Origin of the sequence: Chondrinema litorale, from assembly GCF_026250525.1 — a bacterium.
GTDB lineage: Bacteria > Bacteroidota > Bacteroidia > Cytophagales > Flammeovirgaceae > Chondrinema > Chondrinema litorale.
On record NZ_CP111054.1, the window covers coordinates 39,316 to 54,361 of the forward strand.

The 15,046-nt window shown below is 34.1% G+C and carries 15 protein-coding genes; 5 read left to right on the forward strand and 10 right to left on the reverse strand.

What is annotated here, in order from left to right:
* Positions 1-29 precede the first annotated feature (29 nt).
* The 4 genes from OQ292_RS33150 (at position 30) to OQ292_RS33165 (ending at position 3,864) form a co-directional block, all read left to right on the forward strand.
* Positions 30-1,610: a serine hydrolase gene (locus OQ292_RS33150; protein ID WP_284688571.1), complete on the forward strand. Its 1,581-nt coding sequence runs from the start codon at positions 30-32 to the stop codon at positions 1,608-1,610.
* Between the two features lie 159 nt (positions 1,611-1,769).
* A complete protein-coding gene (locus OQ292_RS33155; protein WP_284688572.1) occupies positions 1,770-2,606 on the forward strand; it encodes a DUF4349 domain-containing protein in 837 nt (278 codons plus the stop codon).
* Between the two features lie 137 nt (positions 2,607-2,743).
* Entirely contained in the window at positions 2,744-3,463 is a 720-nt protein-coding gene (gene bla, locus OQ292_RS33160; RefSeq protein ID WP_284688573.1) for a BlaB/IND/MUS family subclass B1 metallo-beta-lactamase, read from the forward strand.
* A gap of 116 nt (positions 3,464-3,579) precedes the next feature.
* Positions 3,580-3,864: a hypothetical protein gene (locus OQ292_RS33165; RefSeq protein WP_284688574.1), complete on the forward strand. Its 285-nt coding sequence runs from the start codon at positions 3,580-3,582 to the stop codon at positions 3,862-3,864.
* 102 nt (positions 3,865-3,966) lie between these two features.
* Here OQ292_RS33165 and OQ292_RS33170 read toward each other — a convergent pair whose 3' ends face one another.
* Positions 3,967-4,986 (reverse strand): TlpA disulfide reductase family protein, encoded by a 1,020-nt coding sequence (locus tag OQ292_RS33170; protein WP_284688575.1) that lies wholly within the window; start codon positions 4,984-4,986, stop codon positions 3,967-3,969.
* Between the two features lie 272 nt (positions 4,987-5,258).
* Between OQ292_RS33170 and OQ292_RS33175 the strand changes: the two genes are divergently transcribed.
* On the forward strand, positions 5,259-6,944 hold the full coding sequence (locus OQ292_RS33175) for a caspase family protein (protein ID WP_284688576.1): 1,686 nt from the start codon (positions 5,259-5,261) through the stop codon (positions 6,942-6,944).
* Between the two features lie 16 nt (positions 6,945-6,960).
* Here the strand turns inward: OQ292_RS33175 and OQ292_RS33180 are convergent, their stop codons facing one another.
* From OQ292_RS33180 to OQ292_RS33220, 9 genes are all read right to left on the reverse strand, one after another.
* On the reverse strand, positions 6,961-7,233 hold the full coding sequence (locus OQ292_RS33180; protein ID WP_284688577.1) for a hypothetical protein: 273 nt from the start codon (positions 7,231-7,233) through the stop codon (positions 6,961-6,963).
* A gap of 68 nt (positions 7,234-7,301) precedes the next feature.
* A complete protein-coding gene (locus OQ292_RS33185) occupies positions 7,302-7,778 on the reverse strand; it encodes a hypothetical protein (protein ID WP_284688578.1) in 477 nt (158 codons plus the stop codon).
* A gap of 57 nt (positions 7,779-7,835) precedes the next feature.
* On the reverse strand, positions 7,836-8,648 hold the full coding sequence (locus tag OQ292_RS33190; protein ID WP_284688579.1) for a hypothetical protein: 813 nt from the start codon (positions 8,646-8,648) through the stop codon (positions 7,836-7,838).
* Between the two features lie 19 nt (positions 8,649-8,667).
* Positions 8,668-9,924 carry a hypothetical protein gene (locus OQ292_RS33195; protein WP_284688580.1) on the reverse strand — a complete coding sequence of 419 codons (1,257 nt, stop codon included), beginning with the start codon at positions 9,922-9,924 and terminating at the stop codon, positions 8,668-8,670.
* Between the two features lie 285 nt (positions 9,925-10,209).
* Entirely contained in the window at positions 10,210-11,073 is an 864-nt protein-coding gene (locus OQ292_RS33200) for an SDR family oxidoreductase (protein ID WP_284688581.1), read from the reverse strand.
* Between the two features lie 260 nt (positions 11,074-11,333).
* Positions 11,334-11,906: a hypothetical protein gene (locus OQ292_RS33205; protein WP_284688582.1), complete on the reverse strand. Its 573-nt coding sequence runs from the start codon at positions 11,904-11,906 to the stop codon at positions 11,334-11,336.
* A gap of 18 nt (positions 11,907-11,924) precedes the next feature.
* On the reverse strand, positions 11,925-13,217 hold the full coding sequence (locus tag OQ292_RS33210; RefSeq protein WP_284688583.1) for a metal-dependent hydrolase family protein: 1,293 nt from the start codon (positions 13,215-13,217) through the stop codon (positions 11,925-11,927).
* Between the two features lie 90 nt (positions 13,218-13,307).
* Complete coding sequence (locus OQ292_RS33215; RefSeq protein WP_284688584.1) at positions 13,308-14,009, reverse strand: hypothetical protein; 702 nt, start codon at positions 14,007-14,009, stop codon at positions 13,308-13,310.
* A 33-nt stretch (positions 14,010-14,042) separates the two neighbouring features.
* Positions 14,043-15,041 (reverse strand): RNA ligase, Rnl2 family, encoded by a 999-nt coding sequence (locus tag OQ292_RS33220; RefSeq protein ID WP_284688585.1) that lies wholly within the window; start codon positions 15,039-15,041, stop codon positions 14,043-14,045.
* Between the last annotated feature and the right edge of the window lie 5 nt (positions 15,042-15,046).

Sequence of the window (15,046 nt, forward strand, 5' to 3'; positions counted from 1 at the left end):
ATTGAATTTTTTGAAGAAGATATACATACATGACTAAACTATACTTTAAATTCTTATTGCTGCTGTTATTAGGTTTGCAGAGCAATCTCATATCTGCTCAATCAATTTCTAAAGAAATAGATGCAATTGTAGAAAATGCCATGAAAAACTTTACCGTGGCTGGTGTGGCTGTGGCAGTAGTAAAAGATGGCAAAATTGTGCATCAGAAAGGCTATGGCGTAAAATCTGCCGACTCAAAAGAGAAAGTAAACGAGCATACAAATTTTGGCATCGCCTCTAACTCAAAAGCTTTTACCACTGCCGCTTTGGCCATGTTAGTGGAAGATGGCAAACTCTCTTGGACAGACAAAGTGGTAGATCATATTCCAGAATTTAAGATGTATAATGATTATGTAACGCAAAACTTCAACATTCAAGATTTGCTCACACACCGATCAGGTTTGGGTTTGGGCATTGGAGATTTAACCATGTTTCCAGATGGTTCAGATTTCGATATCAATGATATTTTGACCAATTTTCAATATTTCGAGCCTAAATCTGCCTTTCGTACAAAGTTCGATTACGATAATATGCTCTATTTGGTAGCAGGAGAAGTGATACATCGAGTAAGTGGTAAAACATGGGAGGATTTTATAAAAGAGCGTATTTTTGAGCCACTCGAAATGGATAATTCCTATGCCTCTCTTACTTACATAGATGAAAATGGCAACAAGGCTTTGCCGCATCTTAACGATGGCAAAAAGCTCACTGTAATTGAACCAGAGCAATGGGATCCCAAAAAAATTAGTGGTGCAGCAGGTGGAATTTATGCCAATGTAAACGACTTAGCCAACTGGATGCTAGTTCACCTCAACAAAGGAAAATATGGCGAAAACCTAGAAAAAGAGCTGTTTTCTGAAGTCAGCCAACGCGAAATGTGGAAGATTCATACAACACTGGATGCGAACAGAAACCCACGATACAATTCACATTTTAATGGCTATGGCTTGGGTTGGTTTCTTACAGACATGAAAGGCAATATGGTGGTTTCTCATACTGGTGGATTAATCGGAATGCTATCTAAAACGATTCTAGTACCCGATTTAAACTTGGGAATTGTCGTTTTAACCAATACATATTTAGATGGTGCAGGTGTTTTTTCTGCCGTATCTCAGTCAATTTTAGATAAATATTTAGGTTTAGACGATTTCGACTGGATAGCAGCGTATGTAAAAATGCTAGGTCAAAATGATAGCACTGCTGACAAAGTAGTTGCAGAGGTTTGGGAAACTGTAGAAAATGCAGATGCCTCCCACCTCAATCTAGATGACTATATCGGCATATACAAAGACAAATGGTTTGGTAACATTGAGATTTCTAAAAAGGATGATGGCCTTTGGTTTAGATCGTACCGCTCACCAAAGTTAAGCGGAAAAATGGCCTATTATAAAGCCAATTCTTTTGTGGTAAAATGGGATAATCCAAGCTTAATAGATGCCGATGCATTTGTGATGTTTCAACTAGACGAAGAGGGAAAAGCCCAAGCAATTAAAATGAAAGGCATCTCACCTGCAATAGATTTTAGCTTCGATTTCCAAGACCTAGACCTCAAAAGAGTAAATGAAGAATAGTGTATAAACTCTACTTAATGACCACTGTAAACTGTTAATTCTCACTGTCTACTGTCAACTGTTCACTGACAACTGTAATAAATGTATCCTTTCTACTTTTTTGTATTATATTGAGACAGACTTTTTCAATTAATTTAGTTTCACATATCAAATTACATTATGAGAAGAATCATTTTAGCCATTAGCGTTTTATTCGTCGTTGCCTGCGCAGAACAAGAAAAATACGCTAATGAAAGTATGCCTGCAGATGCTTTAACCGAAGAAGCATCAGAGACTCAAGCAGGAGCCTCTACCAGTATGAGTGAGCAGAGCACTCCTGAAGACAGAAAAATGATCTGGTCTGCAAAAATGGAATTTCAGGTAAAAGATGTTACTGCTTCAACAGATGTGCTTTCAAAAATCTGCAAAGAACATGGCGGGTTTATCTCTAAAATGAACATGAGCAGCACAAAATATCAGAAATCTAACCACTTGCAGATTAGAGTAAATAATGAAAACTTCTCTCCTCTTGTAAAGCAATTGCAATCAGAATCGATATTTACCAGCAATCTTGAAATTAACTCTAAGGATGTTACCGAAGAGTTTGTGGATATAGAAAGCCGATTAAAAACCAAGAAAGAAGTAAGAGACCGATACATCGATATTTTAAGAAATAAAACAGGTGATGTAAAAGATGTAATTGAAGCTGAAGAAGCTATTAGAAAGATTACAGAAGAAATTGAAGCCAAAGAAGGTCGCCTCAGATACCTTACAGATAAAGTGTCGTTTAGCACAATCGACCTGGTAATTTTCCAAAAAGTAAGTTTTACCGAAGAGCCAAATGTATATGTAAAACCTTACTATGAAAAAGTATTAGATGCGCTAGAAAACGGGTGGAGCTTTGTAACAGGGTTTATATTATTTATGCTAAACATGTGGCCACTCCTAATAATATTAGCCGTGTTATACTGGAAGAGAAAATGGCTTAAAATGAAGCTGAAAAGAAAAGCTAACTAATGCAAAATACTTGTAAAGGGGGAAGATAAATTAATTTTTGTTTTCCCCTTTTTATTTAACCATTCATGTAGTTTAGGTCAGTTTTTTGAGGGATACTCTTTATTTTAGAATGTAAAATTAACTGACACTATTACCCTATGAAAAACCTATTGATTGCTCTTTTTCTTCTTCCATTTTCTTTATTTGCGCAAACCAAAGAAGTCGATCTTAAAATCTCTCATCTTGTAGATAATTATTATATCTATGTGACATACAACACTTATAATGGGCAGCGAATCACTTCTAACGGATTGTATTTGGTGACAAAAAAAGGAGTGGTAATGATAGACACACCTTGGGATACTACCCAGTTTCAACCTTTGCTCGATAGCATTAAAACCAGACATAACAAAGATGTAATTTTAACGGTTTCCACCCACTCTCACGACGACCGAACAGCCGGTTTAGATTACTACAAAACCAAAGGAATTAAAACATATGCTACCCGAATGACAGATTCGCTTTGTGTGGTAAACAAAAATGCCAGACCTGAATACTTGATGGATAGCGATACTACTTTTAAGGTTGGCAAATATGCTTTTGAGGTTTACTATCCCGGTGCAGGACACAGTCATGATAATATAGTAGTTTGGTTTAAGAATGATAAGATACTCTATGGTGGTTGTTTTGTGAAAAGTACAGAAGCAAAAGGCTTAGGTTATACCGGAGAATCTGATCTAGATGCATGGCCTCAGTCAATTAAAAATGTACAAGCAAAATTCGCAGCACCAGTATATGTAATCCCCGGGCACGATGGATGGGAAAACAACCAATCACTAGCGCACACACTAAAATTGTTGGCAGAGCGACCGAAGTAGTCGCTTTTTGCATTCTGTTTATAAAGACCTTTTTAAGAATAGAATGCAAAAACATTTATTCATCATTACAGGGTTAATATGCTTTCTCTTGATCAACAACACATGCTCAAGAGAAAGTGGGTTATATCAATTATGTACTTGCAGTCAACTCTTTTGCTGAATATCGTAATGAGAAGGTAGCCTTTGAAAGGCTAACCATACAGATTGAAGATTCAAGCATGGTTTTACTATATAAAGTAGTTGATTTTATCTACGAGAATCAAAATTGTCCAGCGCAAGGTTGTATGTATCTTGATTCACTTCATAAATTAGAAAATCAATATTATGGCTATTTATCAGAGACTAAAGGAGTTTTACCTAACAAAAGAAAGCAAACTGAAAGAGTTTTACCAAGTCAATAACATCGATCTGGTAGCTAAACAAGAATTACTTTCCGAAGAGTAAACCGCCCACATGACTGATTTAACCAGTGATTTTATTGAGTTTTTAGTTTTAGAATAACTTCACTCCCCCAACAACTCTCCTAGTTTCTGTTGCAATTCATCAGGCGCAATGTTGATGGCTAGTATGCTCCCATCTTTGCCGACCAGATAGTTAGATGGAATAAACTGTATCATCATTTCTTTTATGTAATCATTTTGCCAGTTGTTGGGAGCTATTACATTTGGCCAGCTTAATTGGTCTTTTTCAATAGCCTGTAACCAAGCACCCTGCGTTTCATCCAAAGAAATGCCTACTACTTCAAAGTCAGCCGATTTAAATTTGTCGTACACCTTTACTAAATCTGGATTGCTTTTTCTGCAGGGGCCACACCAAGAAGCCCAAAACTCCACCAATAATATTTTACCTTTAAAATCTGCCATTTTAACCATTTTTCCAGTTGCATCTGGTAACGAAAATGGCTTAAGTTGTTCTCCTATTTTAATGTTTTTCAGCTTTTCTAGAGAAATGTTGATCGATTTTTTATTTTCTGTATTTAATGCTACTGTATCCAATTTAGCATATAAACCAATTGCTTGCTCGTAGGTGAAAATGGGATCCATTGTCACATCGGATAGTAGCATCCAACTTAATTGACTTTTAGAATTTTCAGTAAAAATAGAATCTAAATAATGATGTAGCTTAGTACTCATAGCTGTATCCCCACCTATTTCACCATAAAAATCCATTAGGTTTGCTAATATAATTGCCGATTGTGTACCTTCTACAGATTCAATATTAGTGAGCCGTTCATCAACCGAAACAACTATTTCCATCTCTGTATTTTCTAAGAATAAATACCCATTAGGGTAGCCACTCTTGGTTTTCAAATTGGCTTCTGTAGGGTAATCTACCGAACCAGTAAAATAGAAACTATTATCTTTTACAAGGGTGCTATCGGTTTTATCTGCATAAGTCAAATAAATAAAACCACTATAATTATTTGAAACTATACCATTAATTTTAAAAGTGCCAGATTGGCTAAATAGATTGATTGTTTGAAATACACAGCATATTGAAAATAGTAGAGCCTTCAGTTTCATGTTAAATTGTTTAAATCAGAAAAGAGTTTATCAAAAAGTAATTTGTTGATACTAAAAAATGTACAAGTTCATCTACGAATAATTAAAAATAAAAGTTGCTAATTTTAAGGTATTATATCAGGAGAAGTCATTTAAAGCTTTACACACAAATTGACTTGAAGCGCATTCTTCTATGTAAGAAAAATGCTATAAAAATATATTTTTAGTAACTTGCTATAACATAGTACCGTATTCCAGAATATTATCGATTATTTATCCTTATTGCAGACTCTATGCATGATGTAATATTTACCAGATCAGTTTTATTTATTTTACTCCTCTCAACTTATAGTCTCAAACTACAAGCGCAAGCCGATAGCGATTATGCCATTGTGCATATTTATAGAAGTCATGCAGGATATGGGGCAAACAACAATGCGCCAGTTCTGGTAAATGAGAAACAAAACTTTGAGCTTACAAGTCCGGGTAGATTAACTCTCAAACTGAGCTCTGAGGGTAATTATTCTTTCAAAACAGTTAGAAGTATCGTATCTCTAGATATTAAAAAAGGCAAAGAGTATTTTCTGGAAGTTTATCCTGCTTTAACTACTTTCAAAATTGGGCATCCAAAGGATTACGGCAAAGCCAAATCTAAATTTGAAGCCATTGGAGACGGATACGCGCAAACATTTATAGAAGACCCAAAAAATCCACTTATTGAGCAACTTGGTGACTATGCGATGGTACATATTTATCGCAAAAATGCGCTTCATGGGGCTATTTATAAAACTCCAGTGGTTGTAAACGACAAAAAAACTTTTGACCTAAGCAATGCCGATAAGCTATCGATTAAGGTACATTCTGAGGGGAAAATAAAATTTAGAACTTTGAGAAGTGTGGCTTATCTAGATGTAAAACATGGGAATGAATACTATCTGGAAATTTACCCGGCACTTACAACTTTTAAGATTTATAAGGTAGAAAATACCTTAAGTGCGGTAAATAGCATGGCTGCCATCCCTGAAAAAAATATAGATTCTTTTGAAGAAGATATCAATGATCCATTTATAGATTCGGCGAATCCAGTTGAGGTGGTTGAGGAAGAAACGGAGTTGCCAAAAACAGAAGAAACGGAGGTGATTGATATTGCTAGAGATTACAAACCCGTAATCAATCCAGAGTTACTTACTGGTCTCACTCCTACTTCTACAAAAAATGAAAATGCCATTGCTGTAGTAATCGGCAATGCTTTGTACGAATATGCCAAGCCCGTAGATTTTGCAATTAACGATGCTACCGCTGTAAAAAAGTATTTGGTGGATGTTTTTGGCTTTTTAGAAGGCAATATTTACTATTTGGAAAACGCCAGTAAGGGAGATTTTGAAAGATTTTTTGGCAACAGCACCTATCCAAATGGTAAGCTTTTTAATTCTGTAAGAGCAAACCTGAGCGATGTTTTTGTGTTTTACTCTGGGCATGGTGCTCCCGGATTAAAAGACCAAAAAGGTTATTTCGTGCCGGTTGAATGCGATCCGCAGTATGTGGAGCTTTCTGGTTATTCGTTAGATGTGTTTTACAAAAACCTCAGCCAGATTCCGGCAAAGAGTATGACAGTTGTGCTAGATGCATGCTTCTCTGGTGCTGATGTTTACGAAAATATCTCTCCGATTGTAATTGCCTCCAAAGGAGCCGATGGTTTAAAAAATGGCATTGTGCTTTCTTCCACATCAGAAAATCAGGTGGCTACTTGGTACAATGACAAGGGCCATGGCATGTTTACCTATTTCTTTTTAAAAGCGCTACAAAACAAAAATGCAGACTATAATAAAGATAAAGCCATTAGCTACGAAGAGCTTTTTAAATATGTATCTGACAAAAATTACGGCGTACCTTATTACTCTAGAAGGCTACACGGTGTAGAACAAGACCCCGTAATACAAGGCGAAAACCCAGAGAAAGTAATGGTGAGTTTTAGGTAACTTGAACTAGACTATCTTATTGAAACCTAAAAACAAAGGAATAAATAGTTAAAAATACCATTATTCCTTTCCATCCGAAATCTACTAACATGGTTAAGTATCGGATAGCAAGATGCTTTCCTGTAAAAATATGATATTGAGGAAACATACCCATAGCCCATATTACAGGATGCATCTGTGGCTTGTTTAAGTTACTCCTTTGTTCTCTAAAAAATGTATATCCGAGCCAGATTTTTATAATAACTAAACCAATTGCTACTCCCTCTAATATTTCAAAATCTTGTACCATCAGAATAATATCACAAAATTTTTATAAAACATAAATCAATTCTTATACTGTCTCACATGTCTTGGAATTTAAGGATTTTCACCTTTTAATTTCTTTAATTGAACATATAAATCAAGTAATTCAAAATGTTTCCATCCTCCGTGTTTTTCATTCTGTGTGACTATTTTTTTATTGTGATTATAAAAATGCAAAGAACTACCAGATCGAGATTGATTTACTTTAATAGTAAGATTATTTAGAGGAATTAATATGCTTTTAGAAGTTTTAAAATTCCATAAGTCTAACTGAATTGCATTATTTTCTAAGGTAATTCTATTTAAATTAAACCTCATAATCTTAATCAGATAGATTAGCCAAAAGCTAATAAGCAGACCCAAACAAATAATAAATGCATATGGATAATGCCCAATATAATAATCTAATTTATAAGGAAGCAAAAGGATGACTAAAAACATAATTAGCATATAAATAAGATTAAAATACAATTCTGTTGAGTAAATCATAGACTTTCTACTTGTCGGTTTATCAATCAGGATTTGTTTCATTTGAGGAATTAAAATGCTTCTTTACTTAGAATAGAAATTAAAAAAACTTTCAAGTTTCTATTTCATGTTACTTATTTTTTCCCAAGCTTTTTTCTTCATAGTAATGATTTTTTCCTTTTTCATATCAAAAATTGACACGTATTTTTTACTGATAACAATATGTGTTTTCCATTCTACAAAATCTCGATATAGTAATAGAGTACAAATATCTGTAGAATTGAAATAGTCAGATAAAACATGTGAATGAAATGTCTCTGAAATTGTTTTTTCTTTAGAGCCTGTTGGAATTCTAACTAGTGAATTATGAATTTTTTCTTTTTTCACAAACTCATTTCTATCGTTATATATCAATTGATAATCATTACCTATTAGAACTACACCATTTACCTGCGGACCAGTCAGTATAAACACTTTTTGCACTTGGCTATTAATTAATGGAATATAATTCAAAGACGTATTTTCATAAAAACTAAAAAAAGAATCTTCATCTGTATGCACTCTTTGTTGTGCATCTGTTCTCATTAAAATTAGATTTTGTTCTAAAGGAGAAGCATCGGAACTAACAGAATCAATTTTTATAGGTTGTTGTGGAACCTCATCAAATAGATATCGGACTACGATTTTATCGTGAATATGAGAATCATAGAATATAGAAGTAATGGTTTTATCTTCATTTTCATAAGATAAATATCCACCAACATTATTTTGTTTACTTTCGAAATTTGCTAGAAAATGATCTGTACTATTCCAAGAAGCTTTTTCTAGACGAAATAGTAATTTGCCCTCTTCTAATATTTTATCTGTCTTTTTGTTTTGCGACCAAGCTGGAAACACACAAAACAATAATAAAACTAAAATCAAATTGTTCATGTCTCATTCAAATTATATCTCACATAAAATTATAAGCCACTACTGCTTTAAGAATTACAACGTTACCTATCATGCCAGGCAGGGTTCCTTCCCACACTCCTCTAAAAATAATAGCGTCTTTCATGCTAATTTTATAGCAAACACCCAAACTTGCAGTTGCTCTAAAATATAAAGTCTTTTGATCTGATGTATAATTTTTACTTTTAACAAAAGTATCATCCACATATATTTCTCTTGTCGATTCTATTTGACTATTAATCAGATATTTACCTGCGATACCAACATCAATAACAGGTCTAACTGTTTTTGCTGAAAGTTCACGATAATAAGTAAAACTAAAATCTAAGGCATTCAAATTTATATTATAAGTATCTACAATTTGGCCAATCGAATCTGGCAGATTTTCATTTACCATCATCTCTGTAGACTGAAATACACCTGTTTTTGTGTATGACTTATCAGAAGCTTTACTGAATGCTAGACTAAAACTTAGACTCGAGCTAGATTTCCCAACATTTCGCTTATAGTTTAAGCCAAGATACTTTGAATTATAAATATTGAAACTACTTTGGAAAATAGGATCTTCTAACTCAATTTGCTCTGAATAATCGGTAATCTGTTGATTATATAAACCATATGCACTTTTTCCAGTACTTAACTCAATACCTAAATGATTTGGATTATGGTATTTTTTGAGTTTTGGTGCTTCATCTGAGGGTTCAGCAATTTGATTAATCTCGTTAAATAATGCCACAATGTTTTTTTCTTTGAAAAATAGCTTATCTACTTTTTCAAAATAATTGGCATCGTTTAAACATTGCTTGATTTGAATTTTATAGGTTTTCGAATCTGTGTAATAAGTTTTATTAGAAGATTCTACTAAATATTTCCCCCCTATTAATTTTATTAAACTATCAGTTCCACAGGTGATAAAAAAATCTTTTTTATGCTTATATAAAGAAAGTTTACCCTCAGATAAAACCTTAAAAAGTACTGTATCTTTTCCAAAATCTTTTGATTCGAGATATGTGTCAGGTTGTATATAAACCTGCTTTATTTGATTAGCAAAGTAATAGGCTATATCGTTAGTGTTTTCTTTAACAAAAAGCACTTTATCTAAAAATTCATCATCTAGATTTTCCAGATAACCGCGGATAGTATCATTATTATTGAGAACTAAATAACCCTTACTAGTAGTAACTTGCGAATAAGAAATTTGAGTAGATAGTTTAATCAAAAGTATGGCGAAAAAAGCCACTTTTAGATTTATATTCATAAAATTTGTTTGTTGAGCTGGTTGATAATCGTCTCAAATATAGGTAGCCAAGTCATTTTAATTTGAGCAATTTACGCCAAATTAACATTTGTAAACTTTTCACCCCTCTCCCATTATCCTATCAATACTTTGGCTCTTTTTTGTTTAGCAGATTGACTGTCATTTTCAATGCTGTTTAGATAGGTTTAAGAGCAATAAATACATTTATTTACTCAAAATGACAGATAAACAAACAATCTACTCTCAGGAAAAACCCGGAAGTAGATTGTTGGAATAGGTTACAGCTTAACCTAAAAATCTCTCTTTAACGGCTTTTACTAACTTGGTACCGTCCGGATCGGCTGCTGTTTTTAAATTACATAAATCTTCTGCCCAATTAGAAGTTCTAATTCTCAGTGGTGGGTGCTCAGCATTCACTACTTGCATAACTACCTCCGCCACTTCTGCCGGTGTTTGGAAAGACTGTGTCTCACCTTGTTCGGCTCTTTTTTGTCTGCCGCCCAAATACTGTTGCATAATTGGCATGTACTCAGGCAAAGTGATTTGTCCGTCTGTCATGGTTTTGGCTGTGGCAGATTTCATAAACTCAGAGCTAATGCCACCGGGCTCCACAATCGAAAATTTAATTCCGAAATTATCTGTGAGGTAAGAAGCCAAGCCCTCTGTATAACCTTCTACCGCAAATTTAGAAGCACAGTATAATTCGTTAAAAGGTTGACCGACCAAGCCCCCAACCGAAGAAATATTTATTACAAAGCCACTTTTGTTTTTACGCATGATAGGAATTACCGCTTTGGTGCATCTTACTACACCAAAATAATTGAGATCGGTTACCCATTTTATTTCTTCTTCGGTAGCATGCTCGGTAGTTTTGGCAAAGCCGCCACCGGCATTATTTATCAATAAATCTATCTTACCTTCCTTTTCTATAATGGTGCTAAAACATTGAACTACAGATTTTTGGTCGGTTACATCCAGTTGTAAAACTTGCACTTCTACCGATTTTTCTGTTGCCTTGGTTAATAGCTCATCTTGCTTTTTTAGGTTTCTCATGGTGGCATAAACTGTGAAATTATTTGCTGCCAATAGCAAAGCGATTTCGAGTCCTAAACCTGATGATGAGCCTGTTACAATTGCAATTTTTTTCATAGTGATATTTGTTTGACTTGATGTGTTTCTAATTATCAAACCTGATTAAGAGTGAGATGTTCGGCAACCGTTTCTTACCAAGTAAAGGAATATAAACTGGTAAGATTATGACAGTTGAGAGTTACAAAAATCCAAGAGGTAGATAGATTCAGTTTTTTATCTTTCAGGTTAGACACTTCCATAGGAACAACAATTGATTAAATACCCGGAAATTAGTAGTATATATTGTACTATGCAAGTAAGAAAGGGAGAAATTGGTATTAATCGAACATAAATTCTACTGGAAGATTTTTATTTCGAAGTGTGTGATGTAAATCATCTAAAGTTTTCTTTGTAAAGTTCTCATCATAAGTATCAAGTTTGAGAGCAATACAGAAATACCTATGGTTTTTATTATTTGAAGTAATCTCAATGTAGTTCCCAGATGAGAGGAAAAGCCAAAGAATAAATTTAAGTTTTGAGCCGGCAAGTTTTACCTTATTTATTTTGGCTAAATCATATTTTATGAACTTTCTAAATGGAGGATTAGGGTTGATAATTAATAATTGCCCTTCGGTAAGTACAATAGTGTTATTCATTCTTCTCCAAATAAGAAAAGATATAAATAAGTAGCCTAGAATAAAGTATTTGAAATCAATAATTAGATAAAAATATTTTAAACCAAGGCCTATAAATGGAATAACTGTTATTAAAGCTAAAATCACTGTAAACCTCCAATATTTTATTGGGCTATAAAAAATCTGACACGAATTAGGTTGGTATCCATGCTTGATGAGTATTTTATCTACTCGTTTGTCTTTTAGCTTGGCAGAAATTCCAGTTGGGAAAATCATAAATTATATGAATAAGAATTACTCCTCCAATTTAATCAATTCTCCACCTTTCATCACAAACTTTACTCTGGTGAGTTCAGAAATATCTTGGAGTGGATTGCCTTTAGTAGCGATAATATCAGCCAGTTTCCCAACTTCTATGCTGCCCAAATCTTGCTCTTTTTGCAAAAGCTCTGCATTTACAATTGTACCAGCCTTAATCGCCTCCATCGGAGACATGCCTAAATCTACCAACTGACCAAACTCATTAGCAGCAAAATTCGGCGGAAAACCCACATTGTCTGAACCAACACCCACTTTAACTCCGGCTTTAATCGCTTTTTTGTATCCCTCTCGGCTTGCATCTCTGTATTTTTTGGTAATCTCTACATTTTTGGCTTGCGGCCCATCGGCATCAAAAGTTTCGAGGGCGTATTCGCCAATATATATGGTAGGAATGAGATAAGCATCGTATTCCAGAAAAAGACGAATGCTTTCGTCATCCAAAAAAGTACCATGCTCTATAGATCGTGCCCCCAACTTTATAGCCTGATTAATACCCTTAGTGGCATGCGCATGTGCCATCACTGGAATGTTTCTGCGATTGGCTTCTTCTACTGCAGTGCTAATTTCTTCATCGCTAAAATGCACATTTTGCGGATTATCTCCTGCCGACATAAAAGCGCCTGTTACCAAAAGCTTTATCCAATCGCTGCCATTTTTAATCTCTTTTCGCACTGTTTTAATCATCTCTTCTTTACCGTCTACAATTAAACCATCGGTAATAATCGACTGCTCATTAGAAATATAATTGATATCTCCACCACCACCAGTTATCGACAAGTAATGACCTGCACCAAAAATTCTTGGCCCTTTAAAAAGCCCTTCGTTAATCGCATCTCTAATCTCAAAATGAGCATAATTTACATCCGCATCGCCAGCAATTCTGATGGTCGTCCAGCCTTCGTTAAGCCAGTTTTGCACTACCTTTAAACCATGCAAAGCATTATACGCCGAAGTGCCTTTTAAATGATTGGTCTGGTAATCGTCTCCATAAATAAGCGGGTGAGTATGTGCATCGATCATGCCTGGTAAAACAGTATAATCGGATAAGTCAATTAGTTGATAATCTGGTGAAATGAGTTCTTTATCTCCCACTTCAATTATTCTTTCGCCCGCTACAAGAATTACCGCATTGTTTCTAGCCTTGCCACTTTTACCATCAATCAGTTTTCCACAAATAATCGCTGTGATTTGCTCAGGATTACTTTGCGCACTTAGTTGATTAGTAGAAAAGATGAAAGTGAAAATTGCGAGTATGTATAGTTTCATTTGTTTGGGTTTAGAAATTCGATAGCCAAAATTAAGAATTATGGTGGATTAAATCTAGCTAGAATCTTATTAGCTTTGAATGATTATACATCACTTTCGCCTCACCAACTCATATCTTTTCCAAGTAGAGATATCGTCTTCTAGTAAAATGTTTAGGTGTGATTCATCGATTGAATCAAGAATGATGCATTTGCTACCTGTATAATATGGTATTGATTCTAAAATAATAAGCTTCGTTTTTCCATCGATATACTTGTATTTGCCTCTGGCAAAATAATCAAAAGCATAGATGTTGAATGAATCTTTGGTAAACTCAAAAGTCGGGTTTGTGAGAAAATTTCTAGTCTCAGAATATTCCTTTGCTTTTATAGGAATACTATCAGCAGGAGCATACCACAAACCTACTATTTCATTTGAAATATGTGTTTTCTCTGGCTCTATTTTCAGCATTGAATAAGACTCATCTTTATAAGAAAGTTTGATGGAGTCGCTTGAATAAGAGACAATCCGAAACTCAATATCTTCTATAATTTCTTTTAAATGGAGTGTTGCATAAAACAGATTCTGATCAGTGTTCCAATAATTTAAATGCACGATCTTTTGCTCATCTTCTTTGGAAACAGAAACATAAATGCTATCCTGAAAAAAATATAATTCTTGTGTCTTAATTGTATCATCAGATTGTATATGCCACTCAAAAAAAGAGTCATTCAACTCTTTTTTTAAGCTATCTTTATCAATACCAGAACAAGCATAAAGCAAGCAAATTAGTATTATGTTGAGGTTTTTCATTGGTTTAATGATGAGATAAAGGCAATTAAAACCTCAAGAATTTTTCAATCTTAGATTTATCATTTCAATGGCCACTTTGTTGAAAGACTTAGTAACTAGTTTGAGTTCTTTTTTATCAAGTTCATCGGTAATTGTATGATAATCTTTAAAAAAGTCTTCGGTAATATCTTTACTAAACATACCCAAAACTCGACCAAAATCCTTTTTTGTTACCTCTCCCAATTTACTCAAAACATTGTTCAATCTATTTTCTGTTACATAAGTCAATATAGCTTCTTGCAGCTTAATAATTTTCTCAGGTAGTGCTTCTTCTTTTTTAATAGGCTTTTTAAACTGATTGTTTTCTGCCCACTTTTCGTTCTTATTTTTTAAGATTAATCGCGTACCATTCCTAAAATAACTGGTTTTTAAAGGCTTAATAATCACACCCTCAACAACATTTGTCTTTAACTCAGGCAGACCTAATTCTTTTGGAACTAATGAGTCAAAATTATTTGGATAGGCTAAGCATTCTTCAATACTCCCCTCAAAAATGGTTTTTGCATAGAGTAATTTTTGCTTTTCGAACTGCTCATTTGCTGCTTCTACATCCAGATAATTATGTTGGTTAATAAGAATATCAAAAGCATAAAAATGATTCTTAGGACTATAAAAAATCCCTTTTTGAACCCTAATCGCTTTCTTATCTTTTTCAACTTCTGGATGCGGATAAGTACCACCTATTACCTCTCCAAAAACTGCCAAATGCGTTACATCATTCAATTTAGATTGTAAATCTGACCAAATATTTTGCAGCTTCGGTTTTAGCTCATTCAGCAACATTCCATGATTGTAAAACTTTTCATCAGCGTCAAGTAATCCAGTTCTTTTAGCTGTATAAAAATTTTCACCGTCAGTCGTGTGGAAACTCAAATTAGCGCCATGTACTTTTTCTTGTACAATAAATATGTCTTCCCAAAGGCCAAATGCTTTTATCTTTTCTAAAAACTCCTCGCGATAAGTATTCTCTATTGAATTATATTTTTTAAACATGTTAG